General features: G+C 72.1%; 16 protein-coding genes. 15 read left to right on the top strand and 1 reads right to left on the bottom strand.

Annotation, left to right across the window (positions count from 1 at the left end; all coding sequences use genetic code 11):
- The 10 genes from VF632_RS10960 to VF632_RS10915 all read left to right on the top strand — a co-directional run bounded on the left by VF632_RS10960 (position 1) and on the right by VF632_RS10915 (position 12,304).
- Positions 1–642: a polysaccharide biosynthesis/export family protein gene (locus tag VF632_RS10960; RefSeq protein WP_331022926.1), complete on the top strand. Its 642-nt coding sequence runs from the start codon at positions 1–3 to the stop codon at positions 640–642.
- Positions 643–650: 8 nt separating this feature from the next.
- Complete coding sequence (locus VF632_RS10955) at positions 651–3,113, top strand: polysaccharide biosynthesis tyrosine autokinase (RefSeq protein WP_331022925.1); 2,463 nt, start codon at positions 651–653, stop codon at positions 3,111–3,113.
- 85 nt (positions 3,114–3,198) lie between these two features.
- Positions 3,199–4,479, top strand: a complete 1,281-nt coding sequence (locus VF632_RS10950) for an acyltransferase (protein ID WP_331022924.1) — start codon at positions 3,199–3,201, stop codon at positions 4,477–4,479.
- 232 nt (positions 4,480–4,711) lie between these two features.
- Positions 4,712–5,377, top strand: a complete 666-nt coding sequence (locus VF632_RS10945; protein WP_331022923.1) for a class I SAM-dependent methyltransferase — start codon at positions 4,712–4,714, stop codon at positions 5,375–5,377.
- On the top strand, positions 5,374–6,630 hold the full coding sequence (locus tag VF632_RS10940; RefSeq protein ID WP_331022922.1) for a hypothetical protein: 1,257 nt from the start codon (positions 5,374–5,376) through the stop codon (positions 6,628–6,630). Before VF632_RS10945 ends, VF632_RS10940 begins: the two co-directional genes overlap by 4 nt.
- A gap of 7 nt (positions 6,631–6,637) precedes the next feature.
- The gene (locus VF632_RS10935; protein WP_331022921.1) at positions 6,638–7,852 is read left to right on the top strand and encodes a glycosyltransferase family 4 protein; all 1,215 of its coding nucleotides are present in this window, start codon (positions 6,638–6,640) and stop codon (positions 7,850–7,852) included.
- A gap of 35 nt (positions 7,853–7,887) precedes the next feature.
- On the top strand, positions 7,888–8,652 hold the full coding sequence (locus VF632_RS10930; protein WP_331022920.1) for a class I SAM-dependent methyltransferase: 765 nt from the start codon (positions 7,888–7,890) through the stop codon (positions 8,650–8,652).
- 28 nt (positions 8,653–8,680) lie between these two features.
- A complete protein-coding gene (locus VF632_RS10925; RefSeq protein ID WP_331022919.1) occupies positions 8,681–9,502 on the top strand; it encodes a sulfotransferase in 822 nt (273 codons plus the stop codon).
- A gap of 14 nt (positions 9,503–9,516) precedes the next feature.
- Positions 9,517–10,725 carry a glycosyltransferase gene (locus tag VF632_RS10920; RefSeq protein WP_331022918.1) on the top strand — a complete coding sequence of 403 codons (1,209 nt, stop codon included), beginning with the start codon at positions 9,517–9,519 and terminating at the stop codon, positions 10,723–10,725.
- A gap of 151 nt (positions 10,726–10,876) precedes the next feature.
- On the top strand, positions 10,877–12,304 hold the full coding sequence (locus VF632_RS10915) for a sugar transferase (RefSeq protein ID WP_331022917.1): 1,428 nt from the start codon (positions 10,877–10,879) through the stop codon (positions 12,302–12,304).
- A gap of 45 nt (positions 12,305–12,349) precedes the next feature.
- Here the strand turns inward: VF632_RS10915 and VF632_RS10910 are convergent, their stop codons facing one another.
- Positions 12,350–13,489 carry a nucleotidyltransferase family protein gene (locus VF632_RS10910; protein WP_331022916.1) on the bottom strand — a complete coding sequence of 380 codons (1,140 nt, stop codon included), beginning with the start codon at positions 13,487–13,489 and terminating at the stop codon, positions 12,350–12,352.
- A gap of 161 nt (positions 13,490–13,650) precedes the next feature.
- Here VF632_RS10910 and VF632_RS10905 point away from each other — a divergent pair, with 161 nt between their 5' ends.
- The 5 genes from VF632_RS10905 (at position 13,651) to radC (ending at position 20,034) form a co-directional block, all read left to right on the top strand.
- Positions 13,651–14,379, top strand: a complete 729-nt coding sequence (locus tag VF632_RS10905; RefSeq protein ID WP_331022915.1) for a tetratricopeptide repeat protein — start codon at positions 13,651–13,653, stop codon at positions 14,377–14,379.
- A 38-nt stretch (positions 14,380–14,417) separates the two neighbouring features.
- Positions 14,418–15,191, top strand: a complete 774-nt coding sequence (locus VF632_RS10900; RefSeq protein ID WP_331022914.1) for an outer membrane protein assembly factor BamD — start codon at positions 14,418–14,420, stop codon at positions 15,189–15,191.
- Between the two features lie 8 nt (positions 15,192–15,199).
- Positions 15,200–15,781 carry a nicotinate-nucleotide adenylyltransferase gene (gene nadD, locus VF632_RS10895; protein ID WP_331022913.1) on the top strand — a complete coding sequence of 194 codons (582 nt, stop codon included), beginning with the start codon at positions 15,200–15,202 and terminating at the stop codon, positions 15,779–15,781.
- Between the two features lie 19 nt (positions 15,782–15,800).
- Complete coding sequence (secA, locus tag VF632_RS10890) at positions 15,801–19,070, top strand: preprotein translocase subunit SecA (protein WP_331022912.1); 3,270 nt, start codon at positions 15,801–15,803, stop codon at positions 19,068–19,070.
- A 208-nt stretch (positions 19,071–19,278) separates the two neighbouring features.
- Positions 19,279–20,034, top strand: a complete 756-nt coding sequence (gene radC, locus VF632_RS10885; protein WP_331022911.1) for a RadC family protein — start codon at positions 19,279–19,281, stop codon at positions 20,032–20,034.
- Positions 20,035–20,094: the final 60 nt, after the last annotated feature.

Below are 20,094 nucleotides of genomic sequence, written 5' to 3'. Positions count from 1 at the left end.
TTGAAACGGCTTCTTCCATGGTCCGCGCCCCTGCGCGGCCTGATCGTTCTCCTTGTGTTCGCCGCCGCGCCGCGGCTGCACGCACAGGCGGCTCCCGAGGCGCCGGTGCTGCGCCCCGGCGACCTGGTCCGGATCACCGTGTGGAAGAACGACGCGCTCAGCGGCGAATTCGTGGTGGGCGGCGACAGCGTCGTCGCGCACCCCATCTACCGCGAGGTGCGCGCCGCCGGCGTGCCCCTGGCCGAGGTGGAGGCGGGCGTGCAAAGGGTGCTGCAGCGCTTCGAGGCCAACCCGCAGTTCCTGGTGGTGCCGCTGTTCCGGGTGGCCGTGGCCGGCGAGGTGCGCCAGCCCGACCTGCTGCTGGTGAGGCCCGAGGTCACCCTCATGCAGGCCGTCGCGCAGGCCGGGGGCGTTACGGAGCGCGGCAGGCTGGACCGGGTGCACCTGGTGCGGGGCGGCCAGGACCGCGTCCTGAACCTCACCGTCCCCGGGGTGGGTGACATCCCGGTCCGTTCCGGCGACCAGATCCGCGTGGACCGCAGGGTTTCGGTGTTCCGGGAGTACGTGGCGCCCGCGGCCAGCGTGGTGGCCGCGCTGGCCGCCGTGGCCCGTCTGTTCATCTCCCCGTCATCGTCGAAGTAGAGGTACCGATGCCGCTCTCCAACGATTCCGGCGGCAGGGCCGGGCCCGTCCGTCCCGCCCTGCGCGTGGCGCGTACACCCGTGGCGGCCGCCGATGCGGCCCCCGAGGTGGCGGGGCCCGGGACCACCCTGTTGGCCGTCGACCTTCACGCGCTCCTGGGCGTGTTCCGCCGCCACGTGCGCCTGATCGCCGCGGTGGCGCTGGCCTGCACGGGGCTGGCGTTCTGGTACGCCCGTTCGCGCCCGCCCCAGTACGAGTCCGACGCCCGCATCCGGGTGGCCGACCTTCGCCGGTCGCTGACCGGCGGCATCGAGGAGCAGGCCATGGAGCGGCTGGCCGGCGGCACGCCCGTCGACCCGGTGCTTTCGCAGATCGAGGTGCTGCGCAGCCGCACCGTGATCGGCCGCGTGGTCGATCACGGGTCGCTGCGCCTGCGCACCGGCGAAGTGCCGTCGAACCTCGTCGGCGACCCGCTGGTGCCGCCCAGCGCCCCCACCGACACGCTCGCGATGGAGTTCCGCGACGACGGCTACACGGCCGCGGGCCGGGCCGGCACCGCGCGGGCGGCGTACGGCCAGCCGGTCAACGTCGGCGGCGTCCGCTTCACCGTCACGGCGCGCCCCCAGGTTTCCGAGGCCTCATTCCCCATCGTCTCGCGCGAAGTCGCCATCGGAAGGGTGATCGAGGGCCTGAACGCGCGTCTGCAGGAGCGCACCGACGTGGTACGGCTGGGGTACGTGGCAGGCGACCCGGTGCGGGCGCAGCGCGTGCTGTCGGCCGTGGTCGAGAACTTCCAGGCCGTCAACACCGAGCGGGCGCAGCAGCAGTCCAAGCGGCGCCGCATCTTCATCGAAGAGCAGATGCGCACGGCCGACTCGGTGCTGGCCATGGCCCAGCTGGAGCTCACCCGCTTCCAGCAGTCGGAGCAGGCGTTCAGCTCCACGCAGCGGTTCAGCACCGAGCAGCAGTCGATGATGGAGCTGGAGCAGCGCCGCGAGGAGCTCGACGCCGAGCGCCGCACCTACCAGCAGCTGCTGGACCGGGTGATGCGCTCCCGCACCACCGACGACGCCGCGGCGCTGCGCGCCCTGGCGGCCACGCCCGGCGTGGCGGCCAACCCCGTCGTGGCCCAGCTGTATACCCAGCTTTCGCGCCACGAGATGATACGCGATTCGCTGCTCAGCGGGCCGCAGGCGCGCGCCGCCTCCGACCCCGACATCCAGCGGCTGAACACCCAGATCGCCACCGCCGAAACGCGCATCGCCGAGGCGGTGCGCAGCCAGATCGCGTCGGTCACGGCGCGGCTGGCGGCCATGGACGGGGTGCGCGCCCGCGCCGAGGGGCGCATGCGGGCCATGCCCGACCGCCAGGCGCAGGAGGTGCGGCTGACGCAGCAGATGACGACGGTGCAGGGGATGGCCGACCAGCTGCGGCAGGAGTACCAGAAGGCGCGCATCTCCGAAGCGGTCGAGGCCGGCCAGGTGGAAGTGCTGGACCTGCCCTCGACGGCCAGGCGCATGAGCAGCCACGGCGCGCTGATCATCCTGCTGGGCCTGCTGGGCGGGGTGGGGCTGGGGGCGGGCGCGGCGCTGCTGCGCGAGCAGCTGAACACCACGCTGCGCAGCCGCGAGGAAATCGAGGAGATGCTCCGCGTGCCCAGCCTGGGCGTGGTGCCGGCCCTGGCCGGCGCCAGGCGGAAGGGGCTGCGGCGCGCCGCGGCCCCCGCCAAGGACGACGCTGCCGTCGAGCTGGCGGTGCTGGACTCGCGCTCGGCGGGCGCCGAGGCGTACCGCACCCTGCGCACCAACCTGCTCTTTTCGCAGGTCAGCGGCCAGCTCAAGGCACTGGTGGTCACCAGCCCGGTGCCGGGCGACGGCAAGTCCACCACGGCGTCGAACCTGGCCGCGGCGCTGGCGCAGCAGGGAATGCGCGTGGCGCTGGTGGACTGCGACCTTCGCCGCGCCCGGCAGCACGCCATCTTCAAGGTCCCGGCCGAGCCCGGGCTCACGCAGGTGGTGCTGGGGCACTCCACCCTGGCCGAGGCCATCCGGCCCACCACGATCAAGAACCTGTTCCTGCTCACTGCGGGAACGCTGCCGCCCAACCCGGCCGAGCTGCTGGGCAGCGACCGCATGCAGGAGGTGCTGGCCGAACTGCAGGGCGCCTTCGACCTGGTGCTGTTCGACACCCCGCCCGTGCTGGCGGCCTCGGATGGCGTGGTGCTGGCGGCCCGCGCCGACGGCGTGGTGCTGGTGGTCCGCGCGGCGAGCACCGCCCGCGGGGCGGCGCAGCACGCGCTGCGGCAGCTGGCCGCCGTGGGCGCCCGCGTGCTCGGCGTGGTGCTGAACGATCCCGAGGGCCGCATGCCCGCCTACGGCGGCTACGGCGACTACAACTACTACTACGCGGCTTACGCCGCGGTGGGCGAGCCCACCCCCAACGGCAAGCGGCGCGAGCACGCCTCCGTCTGATCGTGGCCGTCCCCACCCGCCCCGTGCGGGCGGGGGCGGCGCCGCACCTCCAGGGGACCGCCACGTCCCGCCCAGAAGAAAACGCATGCCCAACCTGTACCGCGCCCTCGTCGACATCCCCCACCGGCTGCAGCGGCTGACCGCCGGTGCGTACCGCCCCGAGATCGACGGGCTGCGCTTCTTCGCCATCGCCATCGTGCTGCTGGGCCACCTGGCCTCGCGGGTCGAGAAGTTCCTGGCCCGCTCGTCGCCTCCGTCGCGGGCAGAGGCGGGGATCTTCTCGTTCCTGACGCACCCCGGCGCCGGGGTGCTGCTCTTCTTCGGCATCAGCGGCTTCATCCTCGCGGTGCAGTTCCTTCGCCAGGACCGGGCGCCGCTCAGCGGCCCCTTCCTGTCGCGCTACTTCCGCCGGCGCATCCTGCGCATCGAGCCGCCGTACCTGCTGCTCCTGCTGGGTACCTACGCCCTCATCCGGGTGACGGGCTTCCAGCCCCCGGAAACGGCCCGGTTCGCCGGCCCCCCGGCCTCGCTGGCCGACAGCCTGCTGGCCAGCCTGGGATACGTGCACGTGCTGCTGTACGAGAACACCCCCCGGCTCTTCGGGCCCGGGTGGTCGCTGGAGGTCGAGGTGCAGTTCTACGTCTTTGCCCCCCTCTGCTTCTTCGCGTACTTCCGCACCCGCGATGCCGCCCGCCGTGCGATGATCGGCGCCGTGGCGCTGGCGGCCAGCGTCGCGGTGGCGCTCCTGGCGCCGGCCGACGCCGGCCCCGTGCACCTGGGCCGCTCCCTGCTGGTGTTCTTTCCCTACTTCTGGGTGGGGATCCTGATGGCCGACTTCCAGGACCCCATCCGCGCCTTCGCCGCCAGCCGCCGGCACTGGTCGTGGCTGGGGTGGGCGGGGCTGGTGGGGCTGTGCATCGTGGGGCCGCTGCAGGACATGCCCGAGTGGCGCGGGCTGATGATGGGCGTGCGGCTGGCCTCGGTGGTGGCCATTTTCGCGGCGGTGTTCTCGGCCGAGCACACCGCCTTCCGGCGCTTCTGCTCGCTTCCGTGGATCAGCCTGATCGGCGGCGCCTGCTACTCGCTGTACCTCACGCACCTGCAGGTGATGCAGGTGATGAGCGCGGTGATGTTCCGCGTCTTTCAGCCCGATTCGTGGCTGGTGGCGCTGGGCGCGGCGCTGCTGGTGCAGATCCCGGTGGTGCTGGTGGTGGGGCTCGGGTTCTACGCCCTCGTCGAGCGCACCTTCATGATCCCCAACTGGCCCAGCGTGGCGATGGCGGGGCTGCGACGCCGGTTCGGCCTGCCCGCGCGGGCGCCTGCCACCGTGGTCCGAGGCGCGGCGGCGGCAGGCGAGCGGAGATGAGGCCGGGCGGCCCCTGGTTGGCGCACGGCGACCTTCGCCTTGTTCGCACCGGCCAGGGACGTTAACTTTTGGGGGACTGGGAGCGCGCCCGCGCGGCGCGCCGCCACCCCGGGCCCGACGACGCCTTCAAGGGCGCTGCCGGGCCGGTCGTTTTGGTTCTTCCCCGGCGTATCCCGCGGCTTGCGGTGTTGGCCGACGTTCCGGGATGCCGACTGCTTTACCCGACGGTGCCATGAGCGGAGTCGAAAACCATTACACCGGGGCCGCCGGCGAGCGCTACTTCGCGTTTCGCAGCCGCGGCTTCGGCACGGCGGCCCAGCAGCGGCACGCCGTGAAGTTCAGCGGATATTCCCGCCCCGACGCGGTGGTGCTGGACTTCGGCTGCGGGCCCGGCGGCGTGCTGGCCGAGATTCCCGGCCGCGAAAAGATCGGGGTCGAGATCAACGAGCAGTCGGCGCAGCTGGCCCGCGACCGCGGCGCCCGCGTGGTGAACAGCCTGGCGGCCGTGGACGACCACAGCGTGGACCTGTGCATCTCGCACCACGCACTGGAGCACCTGGTGCGCCCCGACGAGGCGCTGCGCGAGATGCTGCGCGTGCTGAAGCCGGGCGCGCGCGCCGTGCTGGTGGTTCCCGCCGAGTCGCCCCGCGAGCGCGGCAAGGACCGCTTTCGTCCCGACGACCTGCACAAGCACCTGTTCTGCTGGAACGCGCAGACTTTCGGCAACCTGGCCACGGCCGTGGGCTTCCGCGTGGAGGAGTGCACCGTGCGCGCGGCGGGCGAGTCGCACTACCTGCTGGCGCTCAGGGCGCTGCCGGCGGTCCACCGCCTGGCCCGCGGCGTGGTGGCGGCCCTCCGGGACCGGTACGAGGTCTTCTGCGTGGCGACGGCGCCGTGAACGGCACCGCCCGCATGCCCATGCCGGCGTTCGCCCCCCCGCCCGGCCGCAGCAGGGTGGCGGCCGAGGGGATCGCGGCCGGCCTGTGGTGGCTGTTCCTGCTCTTCAGCCCCATCGCGGTGTTCCGCAGCGGCATGCCCCAGCCCGGCGACTGGATCGCGGCGCTGGTGGTGGCCCTGCTGGTGACGTCGGGGCTGCTGCGGCGCTCGCTGCGCTTTCCCGTCGCGGCGCTGGGGCCCGTCCGGCCGCTGGTGCTGTTCGTGGCCTACACGTTCTTCATCACCACGGCGTGGGCGGTGTGGCTGGGGCGCGTGGACCTGCTGATCTTTCCCACGTTCTACCTGTTCAACCTGTGCGTGCTGGCCGGCGGGCTGATCCTGCTGGCGGAGCGGGGCCCCGCCTTCCTGCGCACCACCGCCTGGCTGATCGCGGTGTCGGTGTGGGTGCAGGCGCTGATCCCCCTGTTCATCTCGCTTCCGGGGCATCATGGCGGCGTGCGCGCCACCCTGTTCTTCAACAACCCCAACCAGCTCGGCTACTACGCGATGCTGGCGGGTTGCATCTGCGCCGTGGCGTACAACAACCGGCTGATCACCCTGCGGGTGCTGCTGCTGACCCTGGTGTCGGCGGGGTGGCTGGCCATGCTGTCGCTTTCCAAGGCCGCCATGCTCGCCATCGCGGCGCTGATCGTCTTCCAGGTGGTGCGGCGCCCCGCGCTGCTGGTGCCCTCGCTGGCGGCGGTGATGCTGGGTGGCCCCGTGGTGGGCGCGCGGCTCATGGAGGTTCCGCAGATCGAGCGGACCATCACGCGGTTCGCGTCGATGGGCAAGCAGGACGACGACTCGCTCGCCGGCCGCGGGTACGACCGCATCGCGCAGAAGCCCGAGTACCTGGTGATGGGCGCCGCCGAGGGGGCGTACGACCGCTTCGAGGCCATGTCCGAAGGCTCGGAGCTGCACTCGGCGCTGGGAAGCCTGGTGTTCTGCTACGGCATCATCGGTACGCTGTCGCTCAGCCTCTTCGTGCTGCGCACCTTCCGGCTGGTGTCGATTTCCGACATGCTGGTGCTGGTGCCGGTGGTCTTTTACAACGCCACCCACCAGGGGCTGCGCTTCACCCACCTGTGGATCTTCTTCTTCTTCGTCCTGGGGGTGGGCACGCTGCGCGCGCAGGCGGCCGCGGCGGCCCAGGCGCCCCGGCCGGGTGCGCGCCTGGCGCGCCCGCGCATGGCCGTCCCCGCGTACCGGTACTGAACGCGCCGTGAACGTACTGTACCTGATCGGCTATCCCTACCGGATGGCCGGCTCGCAGCGGCAGATCTTCGAGCTGATCGTAAACCTGCCGGCGTGGGTGCGGCCCACCGTGGCCGTTCCCGACCACGGCGAGGTGTACGACGCCTTTGCCGCCGCGGGGGTGGACGTGGTGGTGGTGCGCCCGGGCACCCGCATGCTGCAGTACGGACAGGCGCTGGTGCGGGCCTCGGCGGCGCGCCGCCTCAAGACGGCCGTTGCCGAGTGGCTGCCCTACACCCGCGACCTGGTGCGCCTGATCCGCGGCCGCGGCATCGACCTGCTTCACCCCAACGACATCCGCAGCGCGCTGATGGCCGGCGGCGCCGCGCGCTGGTGCGGCCTGCCCATCGTGGGGCACCTGCAGGGGCAGCGAGCCGTGGGGGGGGCACCCTGGCGGGTGTACGAGCGCCTGGTGCAGCGCATCATCGCCAACGCCGAGCCGGTGCGGCAGTCGCTGACGCCCCGCGCCCGCGCCAAGTGCACGACGGTGTACACGGGGATCCGCGACGTGTCGGGGCTGGGCTCGCCGCTTCCGTGGCTGGCCGGGCTTCGCGAGCGAGGGGTCGCCGTGGTCGGGTGCTTCGCCTCGGTGGTGCCCTTCAAGGGCCACCGCCACCTGCTGCACGCCGCCGCGCTGCTGAACGAGCGGGGGTGGCGCGATCGGGTGGTGTTCGTGTGCGTGGGCTCCATGGCCGACGAGACGGCCGAGTACAACGAGTGGCTGGTGGAGGAGCAGCGCCGGCTGGGGCTCGACAACTTCATCTTCGCCGGCTGGCAGGCCGACCCCTACTCCTTCTACCGGGTGACCGACGTCGAGGTGCTGCCGTCGGTCCGCGAAGACCGCCTGACCATCGGCGGGCGGGTGCACGAGGTGGTGGGCCACGAGGGCTTTCCCACCACCCACCTGGAAGCCATGTGGTTCGGCATCCCGGTGGTGGGCACCGCCATCGCGGCCGTCCCCGAGCAGGTGGAGGACGGCCGCACCGGGCTGCTGGTGCCCCCCGGCGACGGCGCCGCGCTGGCCGACGCGCTGGAGCGCCTGCTGGCCGACCCCGCGCTCCGTGAGCGCATGGGCCGGCTGGGGCGCGAGCGCGTGGCCGAACGATTTTCGCTCGAAGCCTTCGTGGGGCAGGTTTGCGGCGTGTACCAGGAGATCCGGCCCCGGCCCGCGGCGGCGGCCTGACGGTGGACCTTCAGCATTCAACTTCATCGAAACCAGTGGCGACCCAGTCGACCGACCTCAGGACCCGCTTCTACCCGCAGAGCCGGTACGGCGGCTTCACCGACGAGGACCAGGGGATCATCTTCTACCTGCGCGTGAACGCCCTGCTGCGCCCCGAGCACCGGGTGCTCGACGTGGGGTGCGGGCGCGGCAAGGCGGCCGAGGACACCGTCGACGTGCGCCGCGAGCTTTCGTCGCTGCGCGGCCGCTGCGCGCGGGTGATCGGGATCGACGTGGACCCCGACGCCGCCGACAACCCCACCATCGACGAGTTCCACCTGCTGGACCCGGCGAAGCCCTGGCCGCTGCCGGACGCCTCGGTCGACATGGTGGTCAGCAACTTCGTCCTGGAGCACGTGGCCGATCCGTCCCTGTTCTTTTCCGAGCTGCGGCGGGTGCTTCGCCCCGGCGGCAAGCTGTGCATGCGCACCACCAACGTGTTCAGCTACTTCGGCGTGCTCGCCCGGGCCGTTCCCGGCCGGTACCATGCCAAGGTGGTTCGCACCGCCTACGCCCGGGACGCGCGCGAGGAGCGCGACGTGTTCCCGACCGTCTACCGCTGCAACACGGTGTGGAAGCTCCGGCGCATGCTCAGCCGCCACGGCTTCAGCCACTACGTGTACGGCTACCAGGCCGAGCCCGCCCACTTCGGGTTTTCGCGCCTGCTGTACCGGTTCGGGGTGGCGCACCAGCGGCACGCGCCGCACTTCGTGAAGCCCACCCTGTTCGTCTTCGCCGAACGCGCCGCGGAGGCCGGGTGAGGCGTGGGAGCAGGCCGGGAGACGCGTCATGAAACTGGACCTGATCGGGATCGGCCCGCAGCGGGCCGGCACTACCTGGCTGTACGAGTGCCTGCGCGGGCACCCCGACCTGTGCTTTCCCCAGGGTGTCAAGGAAACGTTCTTCTTCGACGTCCGGTTCGGCAACGGGGAAGAGTGGTACGCGTCCCACTTCCGGCACGCGCGTCCGGGCCAGCGGCTGGCCGAGATCGGCCCCACCTACCTGGAACACCGGGAGGCACCCCGGCGCGTGCGCGAGCACAGCCCCGGCGCCCTGGTGGTGGCCAACCTGCGGCACCCGGCCGAGCGCACGTTCTCGCTGTACCTGCACCACCTGAAGAAGGGGCGGGTGGCGGGGTCGTTCGGCCAGGCCGTCGAGGCCATGCCCTCGATCCTGGACGGAAGCCGGTATGCCACCCACCTTCCGCGCTGGTTCCGCGAGTTCGGGCGCGAGCGGGTGCTGGCCGTGCTTCACGACGACATCGCCGCGCATCCCGAGCGGGTGCTGGAGCAGGTGTACGCCTTCGCCGCCCTTGCGCCCCTTCCACTGCCGGCCAGCGCGGGCGAGCGGGTGAACGCCGCGTCGCTGCCGCGCTTTCCCCTGCTGGCCCGGGCGGCCACGCGGGGCGGTGACTGGCTGCGCGAGCGGCGCCTGTACGGGCCCATCAACCTGGCGAAGCGCCTGAACCTGAAGCGCGTGTACTCGGGGGGCATGGGCGGCGCGCCGCGGATGGACGGCGACACCCGCGCCCGGCTGCTGCGGGAGTTCGCCCCCGACGTGGCGTTCGTCGAAGACCTTCTGGGGCGGGAGCTTCCCGCCTGGCGCACCTGACCCGCGATCCCAGCGTGACCACTTTGGAACTCGAGCACGCCCCGCGCGCCGCCCCCGACCCGGGGGCGGGCGAGGACCGCCGCGTCCGGGTGCTCCACATCATCACCGAGTTCGTGGTGGGCGGGGCACAGGACAACACCTTTCTCACCGTCGAGGGGCTGGACCGGTCGCGCTACCGGGTAGACCTGATGGGCGGGGCGGGGGGGAGCACCGAAGAGCGCGCCCGGCGCGTGGCCGACCGGCTGTACGTTCTTCCCGACATCACCCGCTCGTTCAGCGTTCCCGGGCACGCGCGCGCCGTGGCGCAGATCGCCCGCATCCTGCGCCGCGAGCGCTACGACGTGGTGCACACGCACAGCGCCAACGCGGGGCTGGTGGGGCGGTGGGCCGCCGCGCTGGCGCGCACGCGGGCGGTGGTGCATACCTACCACACCGTCCCGGGCGAGGATCTTTCCTTTCCGCGGGCGGTGAGGCCGGCGTACCTGGCCATGGAAAAAGCCACCACGCGCGTCACCGACCGCATCATCACCGTCTGCGACTCCAACCTGCACCGCTCGGTGGAGCTGGGGCTGGCTCCGGCCCGGAAGCTCACTACGGTGGTGAGCGGCATCGACCTGCGGCGCTTCGAAGCTCCCTCCGACCCCGGTGTCCGGCGTTCGCTGGGGCTGGACGAGGACTGGCCCGTCGTGGGGTTCGTGGCGCGCCTGGCCGACCAGAACGCCCCTGACGTCTTCGTCGAGGCGGCCCGGCGGTACCTGGCCGGCCACCCGCGCACCTATTTCGTGATGGTGGGAAGCGGCCCCCTGGCCGACGCAGTGCGCGAGAGCGCCCGGCCATTCCCGCAGATCCGCGTGGTGGGGCAGCGAAGCGACGTGGAGCGGATACTTCCCCACTTCGACGTGTACGTGTCCACCGCGGCGTGGGCCGGGCTGGGGCGCTCCCTCACCGAGGCCATGATCACGGGGCGCCCGGTGGTGGCCACCGCCGTCGGCGGAGTTCCCGAGATCGTGAAGAGCGGGGAAACCGGCGTCCTGGTGCCGCCGTACGACCCCGGCGCGGTGCATGCGGCAGTGGCCTCGCTGCTGGCCGACCCCGTCCTGGCCCGGCGCCTGGGCGAGAACGCGCGGCGCTTCGTGGCCCCCCGCTACGGGGCGGGCGAGATGGTTCGCGGCATCGAGGCGGTGTACGAGCAACTGCTGGCCGAGCCGGTGCGTAAACGCTGAAGGGGCGTGCGCTTGCGCGTGCGGCGCCGACCCGCTACAATGGTGCTCCGCGCGATGCGCGCCCCGGCTTTGCCTACCGCATGAACCGCCGGCCTCCGCGCCAGGCCACCGCCGCCTCCGGGTCCGGCCCGACACCGCCGAGAAAGCAGATTTGAGCATCCAAGAGCCGCCGTCCGTCACCGCCAAGGTGACCGTCGCGCGCATCGCCATCCCGGACCGGGCCGAAACGCCGCCGGCCGAACGCTACATCATGACGCTCCCCCGGAAGGTGGTGCGCGTCCTCGCCGACTCGGCGGTGGTGGGCTGGGCCGTGCTCGTTTCGGCGTGGCTGCTGGACGTGCGCCCCGAAACGGGGCTCATGGCCACCGTGGTGCTGCTGCTTACCTACCCGCTCGCGTTCTACCTGAGCGGAATGTACGAGATCGACGTGCGCGTCAGCGGGCGCCGTACGCTCCAGCGGCTGGTGATGGCCTCGGTGCTGGTGGCGGGGATCGCCGCGCCCCTGGCGTACCTGCTGGACTCGCTGCGCCTGCCCCACGCGCTGCTGCTGTCGGTGCTGGCCCTGGTGATGCTGGTGCACCCCATCTGCAACCAGGCGCTGAACTGGGTGATGCACGTGTCGCTGCCCCCGCTTCGGGTGGCCATCGTGGGAAGCGGCGAGGCGGCCGAGGCGCTGGTGCGCGTGATGAAGGGAAGCCGGGCCCACGAGGTGGTGGCGGTGTGCGCCGACGGGGGGACCACCCTGCGCCGGATCGTGGCGTCGCGCCGGTCCGGGGGGGATTCCCTTCGCGACGGGGTGGAGCAGATCATCGTGGCGGTGACCGGGCCGCTTTCGCAGGAAACGCTCGACGTGCTGCTGGAGGCGCGCACGCACGGCGTCCCCGTCACCGACATCATCCCTCCGTACGAGGCGCTCACCGGACGCGTTCCCGTGAACCACCTGACCAAGGAGTGGGTGGCGTTCGCCTCGGGGTTCCTCCCGCACCGCCGGTTCGAGGCCAAGGTCAAGCGGCTGGTCGACATCGGGGCGTCGCTGGCCCTGCTGCTGCTGTTCCTGCCCGTGGGGCTGGTGCTGGCGCTGCTGGTGCGGCTGGACTCGCCGGGGCCGGTGTTCCACCGGCAGAAGCGCGTGGGCGCCAACAGCCGCGTCTTCGAGATCATCAAGTTCAGGACCATGCGCGCCGACGCCGAGCGGGGCACCGGGGCGGTGTGGGCGGTGCGCAACGACACCCGGATCACCCGGCTGGGCAAGTGGCTGCGGCTGTCGCGCCTGGACGAGTTTCCGCAGCTGGTGAACGTGCTGCGGGGCGAGATGAGCCTGGTGGGCCCCCGCCCCGAGCGTCCCGAGTTCGTGCGTCTGCTGGCCGAGCGGGTGCCCTACTACGAGCTGCGGCACCTGGTGAAGCCGGGGATCACGGGATGGGCGCAGGTCTGCTACCCATACGGCGCCTCGGTCGAGGACGCCCGCATCAAGCTGGAGTACGACCTGTACTACATCCGCCACCGTACGCCGCTCTTCGACCTGCGGGTGATGGCCAAGACCCTCAGCGTGCTGCTCTTCGCCCAGGGCAGCCGCTAGCTCCGGCGCGCGGCGGGAAAACGAAGGGGCCGGGTGAAGCGAGCTTCACCCGGCCCCTTGCGTTTCGCGGACCGCGCGTTCCGCCGCCCGGGCGATGAACAGCCCCACCGGCAGCAGCAGCGCCCATTCCCGGCCGCGCCGCAACAGCACGCGGGCGGCCTGCTCGGCCCGGGGTGCGTGGCGCCGCAGCCAGGCCAGCGGCGCGACGGCCGAGGCGATGCCGAGCGTGTGCGCGCCGCGCGCCGACGGCGCTCCCGATCGCGCCGCCACCGCGGCGCCGCCGGCCAGCCAGGCGTATTCCAGCACGGCCCCCCGCAGCCCCCACCGCGGAAACGCTTCCGTCATCAGGTAGCTTCCGGCCGCGGTGAGCGCGAAACCGTCGACCTCGGCCTCGGCGCCGTTCGCGATCGCGCTCGCCAGCTCCAGCTGCGCCGTCACCGGCCCCGCCTGTGCCTCGAGGGCCGCCGCCGCGCGCACCGCGTCCAGGTCGCCGGGCGCGCACCGGGCCACCGCGTCGGCGATCAGGAGCAGGTCGCGCAGGCGGCCGCGCCGGTCGGGGTGGTGCACGGCGGAGTGCACCAGCAGGTGAAGCAGGTGGTCGGCGGGGTGAAGCACCCGCAGCGGCGAGTGGGGGACGGGAACGGCGCGGTCCAGCGCGGCGGGAGGGAGGCCGGGGGCGGTGGTGTGGATCTCCACCGGCAGCCCCGCTTCCTGCGTGCGCACCGCCAGCCGGTGCGAGGCGGCCCGGCCCTGCCCCTGGAACCCGGACCGGTCCAGCGCCTCCGCCACCGCACGCGCCGTGGCGGGGGTGCCGAGCACGTCCACGTCCTGCATCGGCACCTGCCGCCCCCCGTACAGCAGCGGCGCCGCCCCCTTCAGCACCACCAGCGACAGCCCCGGCCCGCGCACCGCCTCGCCCAGGCGGCGCAGTTCTGCCCGTGCGGACAGGATGCTGCGGCTTTCGTCCACGGCCCGGGCGCGGATCGCCTGGCTCCCGGCCGGGTCGTCGGGCCCGGCGCCGCGTGCGGCCAGGGCGAGCGCGCACCGCTCCACCCGCAGGAACAGCCCCCATCCCTCGCGGGAAACCGGGGGCGGGGGGGGCGGGGAACCGGCCGAGGAAAGAACGCGAAGCGCCCACGTCCGCAGGTGAAGGGCGCCCAGCACGGGTTCGGAGGTGCGCGGCATGCACGGGGGAGCGCAAGGGGGAGCGGCGAGCGCCGAAAATGGACCGGCCTCCAGGGTCGTGCAAGCCGCCTGCCGCGGACCCCCGGGTTGCCGCACTGCCGGGAGACGCCTATGTTCTCCCGGTTTTTTCGCGTTCCGGCCCGCCCCGAGAGCAAGGACGAATGACGCAGGAGCCCGCAGTCGAGCAGCTGATCGCGCGCGGCAGGGACGCGCTGGCGCGCAGCCAGTACCTGTCCGCGCTGGACGACCTGCAGGCCGCCGCCGCGCAGCGCCCCGGGTTCGCCGACGTGCAGAACATGCTGGGGCTGTGCCTGTCGATGCTGGGGCGCGCCGACGAGGCCCTGGCCGCCTTCGCGCGCGCCACCGAGCTGAACCCGGGCTACGTCGAGGCGCACGTCAACCAGGCGATCACCCTCAACGACCTGGGCCGCGTCGACGAGGCGCGCGAGTCGTTCCGCCGCGCCGCCGAGGCCGACGAGGCCAAGGGCGGACGCTTTCCGTCGGCCGCCGCGGCGCGCATCGCCAACCTGCACCGCGAGCTCGGCGACGCGTACGAGCAGGCGGGCGCGGCCGAAGAGGCGGTGGCGCAGTACCGGGCGGCCGTCGGGATCCGCCCGCAGTTCCTCGACATCCGCACTCGCCTGGGCCGCACCCTCATCGAGATGGGCAGCCTGGACGAGGCCGCCGCCGAGCTGGAGGCCGTGCTCGACCAGAACCCCGGGTTCGCCCAGGCGCGCGCCAACCTGGGGCTGGCCCGCTTTCGCGCGGGCGACCTGGACGCGGCCGAGCGCGAGTGGCGGCGCTGCCTGCAGCAGCAGCCCGCGAACGCGCAGGTTTCCGCCTACCTGGGCATGCTGGAGCGGCGCCGCGGCGAGGCCCGGTCCGCGTGACACGCACCCGAGAGAACCTGCGGACGCTCCGCGGGTACATGCAGCCCATGACTTACCAGACACCCATCCGCCGGGCCCTCGTGGCCCTTGCCGCCGCCGCCACCCTGGGGGGCTGCGCCATCTTCCGCACCCCGCCGCCGCTCACCCTGGAGTCGGCGTACGCGCAGGGAATGCGGGCCTACGAGGCCGGCCGCTGGCGCCGCGCCGCCGAGCTCCTCACCCAGTTCGTCACCGCGGCCGGCGCCGACGCGCGGCTGAAGCCCGCGCTGATGGCGCTGGGCCGCAGCCACATGCAGGCGCGCGACTACGTGACCGCCGCCTCCGACTACCTGCGCGTGGCGACCGAGTTTCCCTCGGACCCCGAGGCCATCCAGGCGCGGTTCGGCCTGTGCCAGGCGTATCACAGCCTGTCGCCCCGGGCGCAGCTGGACCAGGAGTACACGGTCGCGGCCATCACCTACTGCGACTCGTACGCCTCGCTGTACCCCGCCACCCCCGACGCCGCGCAGGCCCGCGAGTGGATCACGGCCATGCGGCACAAGCTGGCCGACAAGGCGTACCAGAACGGGTTCTTCTACTTCCGCCGCGGCCTGTACGACGCCTCGCTGGTGTACTTCAACGAGGTGCTGGACTCGTACTCCGACACCCCGTCGGCCGCTCCGGCGCTGCTGCGGCTGGTAGAGGCGTACGGCCGCATGGGGTACCGCGAGGAAGAGGCCGCCGCCCGGGCGCGGCTGCTCGCCCAGTTCCCGCAGAGCGCCGAGGCCCGCATGCTTCCCGCCGCGGCCCCGGCCGACTCGGCCGGACGCTGACACGGCCCGTGCGCCTGGGGGTGTACGGCGGCACCTTCGACCCGCCGCACCTGGGGCACCTGGTAGCCGCGTCGGAAACGTGCGAGGCGCTGGGGCTGCACCGGGTGCTGTGGGTGCCCTCGGCCGTCCACCCGCTGAAGGCGGGACGGGTACGCACACCGCCGGAGCTGCGGCTGGAAATGGTGCGGGCCGCCATCGGCGGCGACCCGCGCTTCGCCGCCGACGACCGGGAGCTGCGCCGGCAGGGCCCGTCGTACACCGTCGACACGCTGCGGGAGCTGCGCGCGCGCGAGCCCGGCGCCGAGCTGTTCTTCATCACCGGCGCCGACATCCTGGGCGAGCTCCATCGCTGGCGCGAGCCCGAAGAGGTGCTTCGCCTGGCTACGCTGGTGGTGGTTTCGCGCGCGGGCGAGGCGCTTTCGCCGTCCGAGGGCGTCGCAGCCCGGGCCGTCGAGATCACCCGCGTGGACGTTTCGTCGACGCAGGTCCGCCGCCTGGCCGCGGCGGGCAAGAGCATTCGATACCTGGTTCCCGAGGCCGTCCGCGCCGTCATCGAGCGCGAGCGGCTGTACCGGGACCTTTCCCATTGATCAGGCTGAAGGAACGCAGATGCTGAAGAGCCTCGTACACGCCGTGTTCGGCACGCGCCACACGCGCGAGCTGAAGCGGCTGCGGCCCGTCGTCGAACAGATCAACGCCCACTTCGAGCGGCTGAAGGACGTGTCCGACGACGAGCTGCGCGGGCAAACCGCGCGCTTCCGCGAGCGGATCGCCGAAGCTACGTCGGAGGTGGAGGCCGAGCTGGGCGACCTTCGCGCCCAGCGCCGCCAGTCGGAAGACGCCGCCGAGCGCGAGGCGCTGTCGCAGGCCATCGGCGACGCCGAAAAGCGGCTGAACGCCGAGCTGGAGGCGGAGCTCGACGAGATCCTTCCCGAGGCGTTCGCCACCGTCAAGGCGGCGGCGCACCGGCTGGTGGGCAGCGAGGCGCAGGTGACGGGGCGCAGCCTTGCCTGGGACATGGTGCACTACGACGTGCAGCTGATCGGCGGCATGGCGCTTCACCACGGGCGCGTTGCCGAGATGGCCACCGGCGAGGGGAAGACGCTCGTCGCCACCCTGCCGCTGTACCTGAACGCGCTGGCCGGCCGCGGCGCGCACCTGGTGACGGTGAACCCGTACCTGGCACAGCGCGACAGCGAGTGGATGGGGCACCTGTACGGGTTCCTGGGTCTCACGGTGGGGTGCATCGACCTGCACGAGCCCAACACCCCCGAGCGCCGCGCCGCCTACGGCGCCGACATCACCTACGGCACCAACAACGAGTTCGGATTCGACTACCTGCGCGACAACATGGTGCACGAGGTGGGGCAGCGCGTGCAGCGCGGCCACCACTACGCCATCGTCGACGAGGTGGACTCGGTGCTGATCGACGAGGCGCGCACCCCGCTGATCATCTCCGGCCCGGTGGGCACGGGGACCAATGCGGCGTACGCCCGCTACAACCCGTCCGTTTCCGACCTGCACCGCCGCCAGACGCGGCTGGTGAACGAGCTGATCGCGCAGGCCGAAAAGGACATCGAGGGGGGCGACACCTACGCCGCCGGCGAAAAGCTCTTCCTGGCCCGCCGCGGCTCGCCGCGGAACAAGCGGCTGCAGAAGATGCTGAACGACGACCCGGGCCTGGTGAAGGTGATCGGCAAGGTCGAGCGCGACTACATGATGGACAAGCGCGTCCACGAGCTGGAGGAGAACCTCCTGTACTCCATGGACGAAAAGGGCCACACCATCCACCTGACCGACCAGGGGCTCGACGTGCTGGCCCCGGACGACCACGACGCGTTCGTGGTGCCCGACATCTCCGAGGCGGTGCACCGGGTGGAGCTGGACCCATCGCTTTCGCTGGACGAAAAGCGCGACCGCAAGGACGAGCTGGAGCGCGAGTACGCCGATAAGAGCGAGCGCATCCACATCATCCACCAGCTGCTCAAGGCGTACACGCTCTTCAACAAGGACGAGCAGTACGTCATCCAGAACGGCGAGGTGATGATCGTCGACGAGTTCACCGGCCGCATGATGCCCGGCCGGCGCTGGAGCGACGGGCTTCACCAGGCGGTGGAGGCCAAGGAGGGCGTCGCGGTGAAGGCCGAGACGCAGACGCTGGCCACCATCACCATCCAGAACTACTTCCGGATGTACGACAAGCTCGGTGGCATGACGGGCACCGCCGAGACGGAGGAGGGCGAGTTCCACCAGATCTACGGGCTGGACGTGATGGTGATTCCCACCAACCGTCCCGCCCAGCGCCAGGACCGCCACGACCTGGTGTACAAGACCAAGCGCGAAAAGCTGAACGCCATCGTCGAAGAGGTCCGCCGGCTTCACACCATGGAGCTGCCGGTCCTCGTGGGCACGGTGAGCGTCGACACCTCCGAGACGCTTTCGCGCATGCTGAAGCGCGCGGGAGTGCCGCACGAGGTGCTGAACGCCAAGTACCACCAGCGCGAGGCCGAGATCGTGTCGCTGGCCGGGCAGCCGGGCGCCGTGACCATCGCCACGAACATGGCCGGCCGCGGCACCGACATCAAGCTGGGCGAAGGGGTCACCGCGCAGCGAACCATCGCCTGGCTCAAGGCCCGCAATGCGGACCTCAAGGCGCTCAGCACCTCGCCCGACCCGGCCACGGTGGTGGACCTGACCACGCAGGCCGACGACTTCGGGGTAGAAACGGGCGGGCTTCACATCATCGGCTCCGAGCGGCACGAGTCGCGGCGCATCGACCGTCAGCTCCGCGGCCGCGCGGGGCGCCAGGGCGACCCGGGCGCGTCGCAGTTCTTTTTGTCGCTGGAAGACGACCTGATGCGGCTGTTCGGCTCCGACCGCATCGCCTCGATCATGGACCGGCTGGGTGCCGAAGAGGGCGAGGTGATCACCCACCCGTGGATCACCAACTCCATCAGCGGCGCACAGAAGCGGGTGGAGATGCAGAACTTCGAGGCGCGCAAGCGGCTGCTGGATTACGACGACGTGATGAACCAGCAGCGCGAGGTGATCTACGACTTGCGCACCTTTGCCCTGGAAGGCGGCGAAGAGCTGAAGGGCGAGGTGTGGGAGATGATCGAGCGGGCGCTCCCGGTGATCGTCGACGAGTACGCCCCCGCCGGTGCGCCCACCGACGACTGGAACCTGCCGGGGCTGCGCCAGCGCCTGATGCTGGACTTCATGCTCACGGCCGACCGGCTGCCGGCGAACGAAGGGGACGCGCCGGGCTTCGCGGGCCGGGAGGAGCTGGACGACTACCTGGTGGAGGCGGCGCGGGAGCACTACCACGAGAAGCTGGACCGCTTCGGCGAGGCGGCCGACGCGGTGCTGCGCTTCGTGGTGCTCAACACGATCGACGAGAAGTGGAAGGACCACCTGTACGACCTGGACCACCTGAAGGCGTCGATCGGGTTCCGGGGATGGGGGCAGAAGGACCCGCTGCTGGAGTACAAGAAGGAAGCGTACGACATGTTCGAGGACCTGATGACGGACCTCTACCAGTCGGCAGCGCGCTTCGTGTACCGGGCGCAGCTGGCGCCCATGGCGCCGCCCCAGCCGCCGCCGCCGATGACCTTCTCCGGCCCGGCCGCCGATGCGGAGCTGGGCGTGGCCGACGAGGCGCGGGAGCGCGACGAGCCGCCCGCGCCGCCGCCGCCGCCGCGCCGGGCGTCGCTGGGCATCAACCCGTACACCGCGGTTCCGCCGAAGCCGCGGGAGATGCACACCAACCGCGAAGAGCCGGGCGCGCCCAAGCCCGCCCCCACTCCCTCGGTGGGGCGGAACGAGCCCTGCCCGTGCGGAAGCGGCAAGAAGTACAAGAACTGCCACGGCAAGGCGTAGGGCAGGGGAGAGGAGGACAGCGGGCGGGGGCCCGGAGCGGAATGCTCCGGGCTCCCGCTTCGCACTTCGGCACTCATGCACTCACGCACCTGCCCCCAGGCGGGAAAAGTGGCTGGTGTGGAAGGCGGAGGGGGATTATATTCGGGATGTGTTCGGGTGCCTGCGCGGTGCGGGCGCCTGGCGAAACCCCGGTCCCGGAGCCGCGTGCATGGTCACGATCACGTGTCCCATTCCCCCCGCCTTCGTCAGCATCAAGAAGTGGCCGGAGTCCGAAAAGCCGCGCGAGCGGCTGCGGGCGCAGGGCGCCGGGGCGCTGTCCGCCCGCGAGCTGCTGGCGCTGCTCATCGAAACGGGCGAGCCACCCCGGCGCGGCCGGCCGCCGCGGTCGGCCATGGACCTGGCGGGCGACCTCCTGAACTGGTTTGCGCCCGAGGGGGGCGACGAATCGCTGCGGCGCATCAGCCAGGCGCCGCTCAGCGCGCTCTGCGAGGTGCCCGGCATCGGACCGGCGAAGGCCGCCAAGATCCTGGCCGCCCTGGACCTGGGCCGGCGCGCCGCCCGCGAGTCGCTCCCCGTGCGCGTGCAGGTGGCCTCGGCGCGCGACGTGTACGAGCGCATGCGCCTAGCCATGCGCGACCTTCCCCAGGAAGAGTTCCACGTGCTGCTGCTGAACCGCCAGAACGAGGTGCTGCGCGAGGTGGTGGTCACGCGGGGCACCCTGGACCACTCCAACATCCACGCGCGCGACGTCTTTCGCCCGGCCATGGCCGAGAGCGCGTCGTGCGTGGTGGTGGTGCACAACCACCCCGGCGGCCGGCCCACGCCCTCGCCCCAGGACAAGGAGCTCACCCGCGAGCTGTGCGTGGCCGGACGGCTGGTGGGCATTCCCGTGCACGACCACGTGATCGTGGGCGAGCACGGTTACTACTCGTTTGCCGAGGCGGGGCTGCTGGAGCGGCTCTGAGGGCGCGGCAGGGGTGACCACGGCCCGACAATCGCTTACATTTCACGGCATGTGCACCCC

This window comes from Longimicrobium sp., assembly GCF_036388275.1.
Lineage (GTDB): Bacteria > Gemmatimonadota > Gemmatimonadetes > Longimicrobiales > Longimicrobiaceae > Longimicrobium.
This window is presented reverse-complemented; position numbering and strand designations above follow the sequence as displayed.